The organism is Buchnera aphidicola (Kurisakia onigurumii) (assembly GCF_039394605.1).
Lineage (GTDB): Bacteria > Pseudomonadota > Gammaproteobacteria > Enterobacterales > Enterobacteriaceae > Buchnera_I > Buchnera_I aphidicola_B.
The window spans coordinates 477869-492091 of record NZ_CP135033.1; the positions used below are offsets into that span (position 1 = coordinate 477869).

12 protein-coding genes and 1 tRNA gene are annotated in these 14223 nt (G+C 20.4%); 6 read left to right on the top strand and 7 right to left on the bottom strand.

The window, feature by feature from the left end; all coding sequences use genetic code 11:
* Positions 1–10: 10 nt before the first annotated feature.
* The 3 genes from RJU59_RS02255 to pgi form a co-directional block, all read right to left on the bottom strand.
* A complete protein-coding gene (locus RJU59_RS02255) occupies positions 11–1303 on the bottom strand; it encodes an adenylosuccinate synthase (protein ID WP_343155134.1) in 1293 nt (430 codons plus the stop codon).
* A 550-nt stretch (positions 1304–1853) separates the two neighbouring features.
* Positions 1854–2768, bottom strand: coding sequence for a tRNA (adenosine(37)-N6)-dimethylallyltransferase MiaA (gene miaA / locus RJU59_RS02260; RefSeq protein ID WP_428994335.1), 915 nt, complete (start codon positions 2766–2768; stop codon positions 1854–1856).
* Between the two features lie 496 nt (positions 2769–3264).
* Positions 3265–4926: a glucose-6-phosphate isomerase gene (gene pgi / locus RJU59_RS02265; RefSeq protein WP_343155136.1), complete on the bottom strand. Its 1662-nt coding sequence runs from the start codon at positions 4924–4926 to the stop codon at positions 3265–3267.
* A 175-nt stretch (positions 4927–5101) separates the two neighbouring features.
* Between pgi and orn the strand changes: the two genes are divergently transcribed.
* Together orn and RJU59_RS02275 are read left to right on the top strand one after the other, a co-directional pair.
* On the top strand, positions 5102–5671 hold the full coding sequence (gene orn, locus RJU59_RS02270; protein WP_343155137.1) for an oligoribonuclease: 570 nt from the start codon (positions 5102–5104) through the stop codon (positions 5669–5671).
* Between the two features lie 74 nt (positions 5672–5745).
* Positions 5746–5818: transfer RNA gene (locus RJU59_RS02275), tRNA-Gly, on the top strand.
* 76 nt (positions 5819–5894) lie between these two features.
* Here RJU59_RS02275 and rpmE read toward each other — a convergent pair.
* Complete coding sequence (gene rpmE, locus RJU59_RS02280; protein WP_343128586.1) at positions 5895–6107, bottom strand: 50S ribosomal protein L31; 213 nt, start codon at positions 6105–6107, stop codon at positions 5895–5897.
* Between the two features lie 354 nt (positions 6108–6461).
* Between rpmE and hslV the strand changes: the two genes are divergently transcribed.
* From hslV to RJU59_RS02295, 3 genes are all read left to right on the top strand, one after another.
* Positions 6462–6992 (top strand): ATP-dependent protease subunit HslV, encoded by a 531-nt coding sequence (hslV, locus tag RJU59_RS02285; protein WP_343128587.1) that lies wholly within the window; start codon positions 6462–6464, stop codon positions 6990–6992.
* Positions 6993–7003: 11 nt separating this feature from the next.
* Positions 7004–8344: an HslU--HslV peptidase ATPase subunit gene (gene hslU, locus RJU59_RS02290; RefSeq protein WP_343128588.1), complete on the top strand. Its 1341-nt coding sequence runs from the start codon at positions 7004–7006 to the stop codon at positions 8342–8344.
* 101 nt (positions 8345–8445) lie between these two features.
* On the top strand, positions 8446–9201 hold the full coding sequence (locus RJU59_RS02295) for an FAD-binding oxidoreductase (protein WP_343155138.1): 756 nt from the start codon (positions 8446–8448) through the stop codon (positions 9199–9201).
* Between the two features lie 33 nt (positions 9202–9234).
* Here the strand turns inward: RJU59_RS02295 and epmA are convergent, their stop codons facing one another.
* Together epmA and RJU59_RS02305 are read right to left on the bottom strand one after the other, a co-directional pair.
* Positions 9235–10179, bottom strand: coding sequence for an elongation factor P--(R)-beta-lysine ligase (gene epmA / locus RJU59_RS02300; RefSeq protein WP_343155139.1), 945 nt, complete (start codon positions 10177–10179; stop codon positions 9235–9237).
* A 195-nt stretch (positions 10180–10374) separates the two neighbouring features.
* Positions 10375–11979 carry a hypothetical protein gene (locus tag RJU59_RS02305; RefSeq protein WP_343155140.1) on the bottom strand — a complete coding sequence of 535 codons (1605 nt, stop codon included), beginning with the start codon at positions 11977–11979 and terminating at the stop codon, positions 10375–10377.
* A gap of 184 nt (positions 11980–12163) precedes the next feature.
* On the opposite strand from RJU59_RS02305, the gene RJU59_RS02310 reads away from it, so the two are divergent.
* Positions 12164–12913, top strand: a complete 750-nt coding sequence (locus RJU59_RS02310; RefSeq protein WP_343155141.1) for a class I SAM-dependent methyltransferase — start codon at positions 12164–12166, stop codon at positions 12911–12913.
* A 23-nt stretch (positions 12914–12936) separates the two neighbouring features.
* Here RJU59_RS02310 and RJU59_RS02315 read toward each other — a convergent pair whose 3' ends face one another.
* Positions 12937–14214: an MFS transporter gene (locus tag RJU59_RS02315; protein WP_343155142.1), complete on the bottom strand. Its 1278-nt coding sequence runs from the start codon at positions 14212–14214 to the stop codon at positions 12937–12939.
* Positions 14215–14223 lie beyond the last annotated feature (9 nt).

Consider the following 14223-nt stretch of genomic DNA (forward strand, 5'->3'; position numbering starts at 1 on the left):
ATAAAAAATATTAAAATATATTTCGTAAAATTATTGTATGATTTCGATCTGGTCCAGTGGAAATAATATCTATAGAAATTTTTGTAAATTTTTCAATAAAATAAACAAAATTTTTTGCTTCTTCGGGTAAATGTTGAAATTTATTTATTCCCAAAGTGCTACTTTTCCATCCAGATAACGTTTTATATATAGGTACTAATTTTTCCCAAGCACATATAGAACAAGGAATATTAGTAATTTTTTTATTATCTATACTTTGATATCCAATACAAACTTTTATCTCTTCTAACTCATCTAATATATCTATTTTTGTTAAACATAATCCATTAACTGAATTAATCTGAATTGATTGAGATAATAATACTAAATCCATCCATCCGGTTCTTCTCCTTCTTCCCGTAGTAGAACCAATTTCATTTCCTTTTTTAAAAAAATGATTTCCAATATCATTAAATAATTCAGTGGGAAAAGGACCAGATCCTACTCTCGTAGAATACGCTTTTGTTATTCCTAGAACATAATCTAATTTAAAAGGACCTAATCCAGTACCAGAAAATATACCACTAACAGTCGTATTAGAAGAAGTGACATAAGGATATGTTCCATGATGAATATCTAACAATGATCCTTGAGCTCCTTCAAAAATAATTTTTTTATTTTTCTTTTTTGCATTTATTAAAATTGAAGATGTATCAGCAGTAATTTCTAAAATTTGTTTTTTATATTTTAATATATTTTCCAAAATAAAATTATAATCAATTGCTTCTTGATTATATAAATTGATTAGTTGACTGTTATAATAAATAGAAATTTCTTTTAATTTTTTAGAAAAATAATTTGGATATTTTAAATCTCCAATGCGTAAACCTCTTCTAGCTACTTGATCTTCATATGCAGGACCAATTCCCTTTTCTGTTGTTCCAATAGAACTTTTTCCCTGAAATTTTTCTCTAGCACGATCAATAAATATATGATAAGGCAATATAATTGTACAATTATGAGACAAAAAAAGTCTATTTTTTATTGATATATTACTTTTATTAATATTTTTTATTTCTTCTATTAAAAACTCTGGAGATACTACTACACCATCTCCAATAATACATATTGTTTTATCATGTAAAATACCTGATGGAATTAAATGTAAAATTGTTTTTTTTTTATCAATTACAATAGTATGACCAGCATTATTTCCTCCTTGATATCTAACTATATAATTAGATTTCTTAGACAATAAATCAACTATTTTTCCTTTTCCTTCATCTCCCCACTGCATTCCCACTATTGCTATATTATTAATCATTTTTTTTACAGTCTCTTCTATTAAAGATTTATATTAATAATAAATATGTAATAATATTACAATATTCAATTAAAAATAATTTTTAAAAAAAATAGTTTATATTGAATATATTATTCAAAAAAAAATTAAATTAATACATTAAATATATATATTTTTACAAAATATATAACGTTCTAAAAGTAATTATTTTATAATTTTATCAAAATAAAAATAAAAAAATTAAAAATAATAAATTATTGTTATGTTCTGTAATACATATTAAATTTTTAATTTATGTTAAAACCACATATATTATTATTTTGTAAATATTTCTTATAAATTTTATATTTAAATTCATAAATATAAAAATTTTATAAATATAATTTATCATCTAATTCATTCATAAAATATATTTTTTTATCTAAAAAAAAGAATAATTTTTGATTTAATTTTAAAAATATAACAAATATTTTATTAAAAAAATATTTTTATTATATAATTTTTGTTACATGAATATAATTTTAATAGTAAAAATTTAAAATATTTACTATTTAAAAATATGATAAAAATATTAATTCAAATTTTTATTTAATTTATATAAAATAGTTAAAATAGTCTTAACAGATAAATTTTTGTTTTCAGAAGATAAAAAATTAATATTTTTCCAATTTCGTAACCAAGTCATTTGTTTTTTAAACAAATGGCATGTAGCATAAATTGCTTGATTTTTCATTTCAAAATAATTTATTTCACCATTTAAATATTTCCACATTTGAAAATATCCTACAGAACGAATAGAAGGAAGATGTATTCCTAAATCTTTTCTTTGAAACAATTTAAATACTTCTTCTTCAAAACCTAATTTTAACATTTGTTCAAATCGATTTGTTATATTTCTGTAAGATAATTCTCGATTCATTGTTACTAAACCGAATTGAATAATTCGATAAGGAAAAATACACTTTTTTTTCTTTAAAATACTTGCTGGATTTCCTGTTAAAAAATATATTTCTAAACATCTTACTAATCTAATATGATCATTAACATGAATATTATCCGCAGAAATAGGATCTACTTTTTTTAAAAAAGAATGAATAATATTACTTCTGTTATTTTTTTTAATAAAGTTATAAATTTTTTTACGAAAAGATTCACTTTTAGAAGGTAAAAAATGCAAACCATATATTAAAATATGATAATACAACATTGTTCCTCCAACTAAAAAAGGAATTCTTCCAGACTTAATAATTGAATTAATTTCTATCATGACATCTTTTTTAAATTCAAAAATAGAATAATTTTCTGAAGGATCTTTTATATTAATTAATTTATGTGGAATAATTTCTAATTGATGATGAGTTGGTTTTGCTGTTCCAATATCCATATTTTTATATATTAATGCTGAATCTACACTAATAACGTCTATAGATAAATATTTATAAATACTAAATAAAAAATCTGTTTTTCCTGCAGCTGTAGGACCAATTAAAAATATAACAAATGGTTTATTTTTATTTTGCATATATATTTTTGATTAATGTTGATATATAAAAATTATTGAATATAAAAAATATTATTTATATTTAAATTACTAAATAAATAATATAAGAATTTAATAAATATGAAATATAATTTTAAATTTCATATTAATACTACAATATATTTATTTAATTAAAATACAAATAAAAATAATAAATTTTTATTACAATAACGTATTTTGTAAAAAATGTTATATTTATAAAAAATTAAAATCGTAATTATTGATATATTTTAAAATATTAAATATAATTTTAAAAAAAATAATATACTATTTAATTACACTATAAAAAATAACTTTTTATTTTTTTTAATTTAATATAAAAATTTTCTTTCAAAGAACAAATTCTATATCATATATAAATATATAGTTTATTATTTATATAAAAAAAATATACAACATTAAAAAAAATTTTTTAATTAAATATTTCATATATTCAGTACAATTAATTATTATAAATATTTTTTTTATATAAATTAACTAAATAATTAGTAGAAGAATCATATTCTTTAATTTTTTTATTATTATTTAAATTAGCATAAATTTTTTTTGATAAATTTTTTCCTAATTCTACACCCCATTGATCAAAACTAAAAATATTTGATAATATTCCTTGTACAAAAATTTTATGTTCATATAAACATATTAAAGAACCTAAAATACTAGGAGTTATTTTTTTAAGAACAATAGAATTAGTAGGATTATTTCCTGAAAATAACTTAAAAGGAAGAATAAAATTAATTTCTTTTTTATTATAACCAAGATCATGCAATTCTTGATAAACTTCTTTGGAAGAATTTCCAAACGCCAAAGCTTGTGTTTGAGCAATGAAATGTGATACTAATCTAACATGATTATTATAAGGAGATTTATCATCAAATATAGGAATAATAAAATCACATGGAATTAATTTTGTACCTTGATGTAATAACTGATAAAAAGCATGCTGCCCATTAGTTCCTGGTTCTCCCCAAATAATAGGGCTAGATTGACAACTAATTTTTCTTCCTAAACGATTTATTGATTTTCCATTTGATTCCATATTTGCTTGTTGTAAATACGCTGGAAATCGATGTAAATTTTGATCATAAGGAAGTATACATTCAGTTTCTGATAAAAAAAAATTCGAATACCAAAAACTAATTAATGCTAATATTATAGGAATATTTTTCTCAATTTTAGTATGTAAAAAATGATTATCCATATCATGAGCACCATCTAATAATTTTAAAAAATTATCAAAACCTATAGATAAAGCAATAGATAAACCTGCTGCAGACCATAAAGAATACCGACCTCCTACCCACTTCCAAAATTTAAAAATATTTTCATTAGGTATTCCTAATGAATTCACTTTTTTTGTATTTTCTGATACAGCAAAAAAATGAAAATTTAACAATTCTTTATTTTTTATTTTATTTTTTTTTAGAAACCATTCTTTTGCATTTAAATAATTTAAAATAGTTTCTTCTGTATTAAAAGTTTTCGATACTATTAAAAAAATAGTAGTATCGGGATTGACAATTTTTAATACATCTAACAAATGCTTTCCATCTAAATTCGAAACAAAATGTACCTTTAAATGATTTTTATATAGTTTTAAAGACTCAGTAACCATATAAGGACCTAAATCGGATCCTCCAATTCCAATATTAACAACATCAGTAATTTTTTTTTTAGAAAATCCTCTTAAATTTCCATTAATAACAGATTCAGAAAAATTTTTCATTTTCGATAAAACTATATTAATATCATGCATAACATTTTTATTATTTACATAAATAGGACTATTATTTCTATTTCTTAATGCAATATGTAAAACAGATTGATTTTCAGTTTTATTTATTTTTTTTCCACTAAACATATTTTTAATTTCTGTTTTTAAAAATAATTCTTTAGCTAATTGAAATAAATATTGCAATGTAGTATCTGTAATTCTATTTTTAGAATAATCTAAATAAATTATATTATTGAAATTAATTAAAAATTTTTTACATCTTTCAGAATCTTGAAAAAATAAATCTTTTATATGAACATTTTTCATATCTTTAAAATGAATACACAAATTTTTCCAAGAATGAGTACTAATAGGATCTATATATTTCATATTTAATCTCGTAATTTAATAATTAAATAAATATTTTATATAATTTTTATTTTTATAAATTTAACAATAAATATTAAAATTTAATATAAAAAATTATTTTTTTAAAAAACATATTTTGTATTAATTGAAATTATAATTTTAAAAAAAAGTTATATCAACTATATATATATAAAAAATGAAAAAAAATAAAAAAATTAATAAAAATCTAATATGGATTGATTTAGAAATGACAGGGTTAAAACCAGAAAAAAATTTTATTATAGAAATTGCTACTGTAATAACAAATATTGATTTAAAAATTATTGCGCAAGGACCTGTAATTCCAATTTTTCAAAAAAAATATGTTATTGAATCAATGGACTCATGGAATTTTTTTACTCATACTAAAAATGGATTAATAAAAAAAATTAAAGAAAGCAAATATAATGAAAAAATAGCTGAAAAAAAAACTATTAATTTTTTAAAAAAATGGACAATAAAAAATGAATCTCCTATGTGTGGGAATACAATAAGTCAAGATAGAAGATTTTTATTAAAATATATGCCAAAACTAGAATCTCATTTTCACTATAGAAATATTGATGTTAGTACATTAAAAGAATTAATACTACGTTGGTATCCAGAAAAAAAAGAAATTATAAAAAAAATAAAGAAAAATATTTCTCATTCAGCTATAGATGATATTTATTTATCTATCAAAGAATTAATGTTTTATAAAAAAAATTTCTTTAAAAATATGAAATAAATAAACTTTTATTAGTATATATCTTGAATATGATTTATTTTATGTTAATATAGTTTTTTTATAAAAAATTTTTTGCGGGAATAGCTCAGTTGGTAGAGTACAACCTTGCCAAGGTTGGGGTCACGAGTTCAAATCTCGTTTCCCGCTATAACAAAATTATTTTAAAAAATACAATGATTAAAAATATAAAAAATAATATCTCATAAAAATATATATAAAAAATTTATTTTGTTAAAATATGTTTAAATTTTTTATTAAATTTTTCAATTCTTCCTCCAATATCTGTTGTTCTTTGTTTTCCTGTATAAAAAGGATGACAATTAGAACACACATCTAATGAAATATTTTTTTTTATTGTAGAAAACAAATTCAATTTATTTCCACAAGAGCATATAGCAATAATTTTGTTATACTCAGGATGAATATTTTTTTTCATAAATTTTTCCTAATATGTTATTATTATTTATAATTTAGTATTACATAAATATATTTTAATATTTTTTATAATTTAAAATATATATTTCAAAATATAATTTTGAATAAATAAAAAATAAAATCTATACTATACTAATTATAGTACCAATATTATTTATACATGTACATTTTAAATAATATATTTTATATAACATTCCTATCTCAAAAAAAAAAATTATTTAGAATATTTTTCTAATTAAAAATAATTATACAAAAATATAAATATTTAAAAATATTAAATACAATAAACTCATTAAAATATATTTTTTTTTTTTTTGACAATTTAAAAAAAAAAAATAAAAAAAGAGACAACATTGTGACAACAATACTCAGTGTTAGATTAAAAAATAAAGTTGTAATTGGTGGAGATGGACAAGCTACTTTAGGAAATACAATCATAAAAAGTAATGTAAAAAAAATAAGATCATTATATAAAAATCAAGTAATAGTAGGATTTGCTGGAGGAACAGCAGATGCTTTTACTTTATTTGAACTATTTGAAAAAAAATTAGATATGTATCAAGGTCAATTAAAACGGTCTGCTATAGAACTTGCTAAAGACTGGAGAAGCGATAAAATATTAAGAAAACTAGAAGCTTTATTAGCAGTAGCTGATTGTGAAAATTCACTTATTATAACAGGAACAGGTGATGTCATTCAACCAGAAAGAGATGTAATAGCTATAGGTTCAGGAGGTTCTTATGCACAATCATCTGCTTATGCATTATTAGACAATACCAATCTTAATGCAAAAGAAATTGTCACTAAATCATTAAATATAGCTGCAGATATTTGCATATATACAAATCATAATTTCACTATTACAGAAATACATTCAAAAAAGTAAGGGTTATTCAGATGTATGATATGTCTCCTCGTGAAATAGTTAAAGAACTAAACAAATTTATTATTGGTCAAAAAAAAGCAAAAAAAGCTGTTGCTATTGCTTTAAGAAATAGATGGCGTCGTATGCAATTAAATAAAGAATTACGTTGCGAAGTTATACCCAAAAATATATTAATGATTGGACCAACAGGTGTAGGAAAAACTGAAATAGCCAAAAGATTAGCAAAATTAGCAAAAGCACCTTTTATAAAAATAGAAGCTACAAAATTTACTGAAGTAGGTTATGTAGGAAAAGAAGTAGATTCTATAATTAGAGATTTAACAGATATAGCTGTAAAAATAATTAAAATAAAAAAAATTAAAAATAATAAAAAACGTGCTTCTGAAATAGCTGAAGATAAAATTTTAGACTTATTAGTACCTTCTCTAAACAAAGATTGGAAAAAAACAGAACAAAAAAATGAAAGACCAAAGACAACAATTGAAGTATTTAGAAAAAAATTACGAGAAGGAAAATTAGACGATAAAGAAATCAAAATTAATGTGTCTAGTTCTCCTTTAGGTGTAGAAATAATGGCTCCACCTGGTATGGAAGAATTAACTAATCAATTACAATCCTTATTTCAAAATTTAGGAGGTACAAAGAAAAATACAAGAAAATTAAAAATAAAAGATGCAATGAAATTATTAATAGAAGAAGAATCTGCTAAAATGATTAATTTCGAAGAAATAAAAAGAGAAGCGATACATCAAGTAGAACAAAATGGAATTGTTTTTATTGACGAAATAGATAAAATATGTAAAAGAAGTGGTCATAATAATTCAGGTTCTGACATTTCTAGAGAAGGTGTTCAAAGAGATTTGCTTCCTTTAGTAGAAGGATGTACAGTATCTACTAAACATGGAATAGTTAAAACTGATCATATTTTATTTATTGCTTCTGGTGCTTTTCAAATATCCAAACCTTCTGATTTAATACCAGAACTACAAGGTAGACTACCTGTCAGAGTAGAATTAAAAGCTTTAACTGTAAATGACTTTGAAAAAATTTTAACAGAACCTAAATCATCTTTAACTTTACAATATACAGCTTTAATGCATACAGAAGGAGTAATAATTAATTTTACAAAAAAAGGAATAAGAAAAATTGCAAAAGCTGCTTGGCAAGTAAATGAATCTATGGAAAATATAGGTGCTCGTAGATTATATACTGTTTTAGAATATTTAATGGAAGATATATCTTTTCATGCTAATGAAAAAAATGGTGAAACTATAAAAATTAATTCCAATTATGTATCACAACATCTAGATAAATTAGTATCTAATGAAGATCTCAGTAGATTTATTTTATAATATGCTCTATATTATTCTATTTAAACAATAGGTATCCTTCTCAGAATGAATCTGAGACAGGAAACTTGTTGTATAAAAAATTTAAAAACAGGTTACTGAATATGAATAAATTAATTAATGCTAAAATAACAAAAATAAAAAAATGGAGCGAAAAATTATTTAGTATAAGATTAAAATCTTCTATAAATAATTTTATTCCTGGTCAATTTAACAGAATCGTTATGAAATATGATGATTCTAAGGAAACCATACAAAGAGCATATTCATATGTTAACCCTCCTAATAATAAAAATATTGAATTTTATATTGTTTTGATACCAAATGGAAAATTAACTACTAAATTATATCAACTAAAAAAAAATGATATATTACAAATATACAAAAATTCTTTTGGTTTTTTCACAATCGAAGAAATTCCAACATGTGAAAATATTTGGATGATTGCTACAGGTACTGCTATTGGACCATATTTATCTATATTACAATATAAAAAAAATATTAATAAAAAATTTAAAAAAATAATTTTAATATATGCAGTTCGATATTATAAAGATTTAAATTATCTTAAATTACTAAATAAACTAAAAAAAAAATATAAAGGAAAATTATATATTCAAATAATTTTAAGTAGAGAAAAAAAAATTAATACTTTGTATGGCAGAATTCCATTTTTATTACAAGAAAAAATAATAGAAAAAAAAATAGGAGTATTTATTAATAAAGACAATACTCATATAATGCTATGTGGAAATCCTAATATGGTTAAACAAACTAATAAAATATTAGTAGAAAAATATTTTTTAAAAAAAAATCTACGTAGAGAACCAGGGAATATTACAATTGAACATTATTGGTAATATATTTTCATAAAATATATATTAAATATTTAATCAACAATTATTAAAATTAAAATAAATTACATCTCTTATATTTTTTAAACCTAAAATTATCATAATTAATCTATCTAACCCTATTGCAATACCAGAACAAGGAGGTAATTTATTTTTTAAAACGTTTAAAAATCGATAATCAATTTTTACTGTAGATAATTTTTTTTTCTTCCTATCTATAATATCCTGTTTAAATCTTTCTTTTTGTTCATAATAATCTATTAGTTCACAAAAACCATTACCCAATTCTAAACCTTTAAAATATACTTCAAATCTATCAGAAAGCCGAAAATCATTAAAATTTAATTTAGCCAAAGAAGAGTGCCAATATGGAAAATGATAAACCATTATAGGATTAGATTTTCCAATATACGGTTCAATACCTAAAAAAAATAAAGAATCAAAAATAGATTTAAAATCTTTTTCTTTTAGAATAGAAGAATGTATACCTAATTTTTTAGAAACTTTTATAATACGTTTTAAATCAGGATCAAATGGATTTATATTAAGATATTTTATAAATATTTTTTTATACGAAATAATTTCTGCTTTACGACAATTAAGTATTTCTTGTAAAAAAATGTTAACTTCATACATAAGTTCAAACATATCATAAAAAGGTAAATACCACTCTAACATTAAAAATTCATGATTATGATTTTTTCCATATTCCGAATTCCTAAAACTATGACAAATTTGATATATGGGTCCTATACCTTTAGAAAGTAATCGTTTCATATGATATTCTGGACTTGTAACTAACCATAAAGGTAATTTTTTATCAGTATCATTTTCTAATTTAAAAAATGTTTTAAATGGAAATAAATTGGAATCTGTAACTGTATTTCTAGATAAACTAGGAGTATCTACTTCAAGAATATTTTTTTCATGAAAAAACAATCGAATTTTATTAATTATTTTGGATTTATGTAAAAAAATTTTCATTTTCAATTTATAAAAGTTTTTAAAAAAATATTTTTATATAAAAAAATTAATTATATTTTTTAAATTTATTTTTTATTTAAGAAATAAAAACTATAAAGATTAAATCTTTATAGTTTTTATGTTTTATATTTTTATTTTTTAAAATATATGTATATTGAATAGTTTTTAAATTTTATTAAATATAATAAAAAAATTTTATTGGTTCATAGCATAAGAATAATGAAAATTTGGTGTACCTGTTTTTGAAACTGTTAATACACTTTTTATACAAAACATTTTAGTATTAGAATCATTTTTATCTAAACTTGAAGGATTTTTTTCTAATAAACCTGTATTTACTGCAATTATTTTAATAGTGTTAGGATCTAAAATTTTTATTTTATAATGAAAATTAGGAGTAGTAGGAGTATATTTTAATAATTTCTGATTATCTTGTAATAATTTTAAATATGCTGGATTTAATACATCTTCATTAGCATATAAAGAAATTAATTGTTGTAATTCTGGATCTTTAACAGTATTTTTGAATTCTTTTACAAATTTAGGTATAGAATCAGAAGTTAAATCTTTTCCGTTAATGCTATAATATGAATTATTAAAATTATTTAAAAATTCATGCTTAAATGCTTTTGTTTTTTTTAATTTCTTAAAAGATTTTTGATATATTTTTTGAAAATCAAAAAATTCAGAACTAGAATTAATAGTATCTAAACACTTCCAATAAATTTTTTTATTTAATTGATTTGATTTATTTTTTTGAAAATTATACTTTTTAATGTTTTTATTTATATTTTTTATAAATTCTCTTCTCAGATCTAATCTTTTATGTTTTTTATAATAAAATTTATTATTTTTTACTGAATCAACTTGATCAAACAAATAAAATTTATTTTTTTTATCTTCTTTATATATTGAATCAAAAGAATTTTTTATTTCTTGCAAAATATTAATAGGAACTAAAGATGATTTTAATAATTTTAATATAGGATATATTTTTTTACTATTTTCTTCATGATTAGTACTAATTATTTTATTTAATAAATTACAACATGAAATAGAAATAGATGTTAAAAAGTTTGATTTTTCATCTTTGTATATAGATTCATTTTTTATTTTTTTTTTTAATTTATCAATTTTTAAAGACAAAATAATTCTTTTCTCTAACATATTGATAAATTTTTTTAAATTATTCGTATAATTAATTTTTTTATCTTTTCTAAATTCATTAAATACAATTGGTAAATTCCAATGATTGTCATTAGATTCATATTTTTTTTCTTGTATTGAAAAGTCATTATATTTTGAATTAATAGAATTTTTTTTAATATTTAATTGATTATTTGTATATTTACTATTAAATGAATTTTTTTTATTATGTTTTATATGAAGATTATTTTTTTTATGGTGTATACATTTATTATTTGAATAAAATTTATGAATACGTTTATTTTTTTTAGAATTATGAGATATCTGATTAATTAATACATATTCTTGTAAAGGAGATGTTTCATGATTTATTGCATTTTTCTTTTTACATTTTTTATTTTTTTTAATTAAAAAATCTTTGTCAATTTTTTCTACAGTGTCAAATTTATTATTTCTTATAGCTCTATATATAAAAGGTTTATCTTCTGGAATAATAGTAATGACAGTACTTTTTTCTGTAATAATTTTTTTGTTTTTTTTTATTTCAGAATCCGGAATTAGATATTCTGATTTTTGAATATTAAAAATATAATCTTGTTCTTTATCTGTATAATATGAAGTATTATTTTTTTGTAATTTTTCTAATGAAATCATATTGAATCCTTAATTCGTTATTTCTTTTATTTGTATTTTTATTCAACTTTTTTTATTAGTCAAGTTTTTTATTGAAATTTTTATATTTTTTTTTAAATTATATTTTTTAACAAAATACACAAAAAATTTATGTTAAAATAATTTAAAAATATTATAATTCTAAAAAAAATAAAAAAATTAAAACATGGAAATATCAATACAAAATATAAAAGAAAATAGTAGATTTTATAATTATTTAATAAAACTAGGAATTAATATAAATATAAATTCTAATATTAAATTAATTTTAAATAAAAAAAAAATAAAATTATACGATACTCAAAATCCAAAACTGGGAAATTTCTATATTGATTTTACTAATAAAAAAATTTCTTATAGAATAAACAATAGAAAAAAAGAATCTCTCATTCAAGCTATAAAAATAAAAAACAATCCTTATCCTAATGTATTAGACATGACTGCAGGTTTAGGTAGAGATTCTTTTATATTAGCTGCTTCAGGTTGTCATGTTCTGATGTTAGAAAGAAATCCAATAATTTTTATTCTGTTAAATAATGCATTACATAGAGCATATAAAAACCCTAAAATTGGAAAATGGGTTAAATCAAGAATAAAATTTTTTTTTGAATCTAGCTTCAATATTTCTAACATATCTTTTACAGTCAAACCTGAAGTAATTTATATAGATCCGATGTATTGTATAAAAAAAAGAAAATCTAATCCAAAAAAAGATATGCAATTCTTAAATAAAATCATAAAAAATAAAGATCAAGATTCAAATAAATTAATATTTATTGCAAGAAATATTAATTGTAAAAAAATAGTAGTAAAAAGACCATTAAACGGATCTTATATAGGAAATATTAAAACTAAAAATAGTATATTTAGTAAAAAACATAGATTTGATATATATCAACCTATTTTAAAAAAATAAAATTTTTTTATAATAAAATATTATCAGTACGTATTTTTAAGACGCGATATCAACTTTATTCCTAATATTAATAAAAAAATAATAAATATCGAAATTCCTAACCAATGACCTAAATACCAAAATAAACCACCTAAAGTACTACATACACTAGATCCTAAATAATAAAAAAATAAATATAAAGAAGCTGCTTGACCTCTAGATTTATTAGCTGCAACACCAATCCAACTACTTGAAACAGAATGAGCAGCAAAAAATCCTGAAGAAAAAATAATTAATCCTATAACTATAAAAATAGTAAAATTTAATTGCGTGATTAATACTCCAAAAATCATAGATAATAAAGATATAATTAAAATATTTTTTCTTCCATATTTACTAATTAAAGTTCCTGCTTTTGGAGAAGTATATACACCAGTTAAATATATTAAAGAAATTGAAGCTATTGTCATCTGATTTAAATGAAAAGGATATGTCATTAATCTATAAGTAATATAATTAAATAAAGTAATAAAACTACCCATAATAGTAAATCCGATGATAAACAAAACTGACAATACACTATCTCGACACTGTGTAAATATATTATTAAAAAATCTATTTTGGTTAATTGGACTAGAAAAAAAATTTTTAGAATTAGGTAATAAATAAATAAATGTGATCGAAGAAAAAAATGAAACTATTCCAACTATAAAAAAAGCAATTTCCCAAGAAAAATAATGAGCTGTAAAACCAGATAAAACACGTCCAAATAAACCACCTATTGTGTTTCCACTAATATACAAACCCATAGTAAAACCTAGAACCTTAGGATGAATTTCTTCGCTAAGATAGGACATAGCAACCCCAACTACACCACTTAAAGTTAATCCTATCAAAGATCGCATTAAAATGATTTCCATCCAACTATCCATTTGAAAACATAATATCGTCAATAACGAAGAAATAATCAAAGACACTGACATAACAATCTTTCTACCAAAATAATCAGATAAAAAACCACTGAATAACATACCAATCGCCATCATAAAAGTAGCAACAGACAGAGATAATCCACTTTCTACTGTATTTAAATGAAATTTTTGTGAAAAAATAGGCAATATTGGTTGTACACAATATAATATTGAAAAAGTAGAAAACCCTGCTAGGAATAAAGAAAAAATTACTTTATTAAATTCTTTTGTATTTTTATTAATAAATTTACTATTTTTTACTTTTGTAAAAAAAAATTTAAGAATTTTTTGATTATTCTGAATATTTTCTTTTTTCTCTGTATATTCTTTTGTTCTTCGTAATTGAATCAAAATATATTC